This is a genomic window from Marinobacter manganoxydans MnI7-9 (assembly GCF_000235625.1).
Classification (GTDB): domain Bacteria; phylum Pseudomonadota; class Gammaproteobacteria; order Pseudomonadales; family Oleiphilaceae; genus Marinobacter; species Marinobacter manganoxydans.
The window spans coordinates 1-1,308 of record NZ_AGTR01000048.1 but is presented as its reverse complement, the minus strand read 5'-3'; the positions used below and the strand labels follow the sequence as shown (position 1 = coordinate 1,308).

Here is a 1,308-nt window from a genome sequence, read left to right as displayed (position 1 = left end):
GGTGTGACGCCTGCCCGGTGCCGGAAGGTTAATTGATGGGGTTAGCGCTTGCGCGAAGCTCTTGATCGAAGCCCCGGTAAACGGCGGCCGTAACTATAACGGTCCTAAGGTAGCGAAATTCCTTGTCGGGTAAGTTCCGACCTGCACGAATGGCGTAACGATGGGGGCGCTGTCTCTACCCGAGACTCAGTGAAATTGAAATCGCCGTGAAGATGCGGTGTATCCGCGGCTAGACGGAAAGACCCCGTGAACCTTTACTATAGCTTCACAGTGAACTTTGAGCATGTTTGTGTAGGATAGCTGGGAGGCTTTGAAGTGGGAACGCCAGTTCTCATGGAGCCAACCTTGAAATACCAGCCTGACATGTTTGAGGTTCTAACTTGGTCCCCTTATCGGGGATGAGGACACTGTGTGGTGGGTAGTTTGACTGGGGCGGTCTCCTCCCAAAGCGTAACGGAGGAGCACAAAGGTGGGCTAAGCATGGTCGGACATCATGCGGTTAGTGTAATGGCACAAGCCCGCTTAACTGCGAGACAGACACGTCGAGCAGGTACGAAAGTAGGTCATAGTGATCCGGTGGTTCTGTATGGAAGGGCCATCGCTCAACGGATAAAAGGTACTCCGGGGATAACAGGCTGATACCGCCCAAGAGTTCACATCGACGGCGGTGTTTGGCACCTCGATGTCGGCTCATCACATCCTGGGGCTGAAGCCGGTCCCAAGGGTATGGCTGTTCGCCATTTAAAGTGGTACGCGAGCTGGGTTTAGAACGTCGTGAGACAGTTCGGTCCCTATCTGCCGTGGACGTTGGAGATTTGAGGAAAGCTGCTCCTAGTACGAGAGGACCGGAGTGGACGAACCTCTGGTGTTCGGGTTGTGACGCCAGTCGCATTGCCCGGTAGCTATGTTCGGACAGGATAACCGCTGAAAGCATCTAAGCGGGAAGCCCCTTCCAAGATGAGATCTCCCTGGACCCTTGAGGTCCCTGAAGAGCCGTTCAAGACCAGGACGTTGATAGGTCGGGTGTGTAAGCGCTGCGAGGCGTTGAGCTAACCGATACTAATTGCTCGTGCGGCTTGACTATATAACACCCAAGACAATTGCGGATAACGCAGAGCCTAACCGCTCAAACGAAATCAACATCACTCAGTTCCTTCTCGTCCCCCAGTGATCAACCGTTTTGCCTGACGACCATAGCGGTCTGGAACCACCTGATCCCATCCCGAACTCAGAAGTGAAACAGACCAGCGCCGATGGTAGTGTGGCGTTGCCCATGTGAGAGTAGGTCATCGTCAGGCTCCTAATACC

General features: G+C 54.1%; 2 rRNA genes. Both read left to right on the top strand.

Annotated elements, in window-relative coordinates:
- Nucleotides 1-1,084, top strand: a 23S ribosomal RNA gene (locus tag KYE_RS11945); the annotation flags it as partial.
- 99 nt (nucleotides 1,085-1,183) lie between these two features.
- Nucleotides 1,184-1,298 (top strand): 5S ribosomal RNA (gene rrf / locus KYE_RS11940).
- Nucleotides 1,299-1,308: the final 10 nt, after the last annotated feature.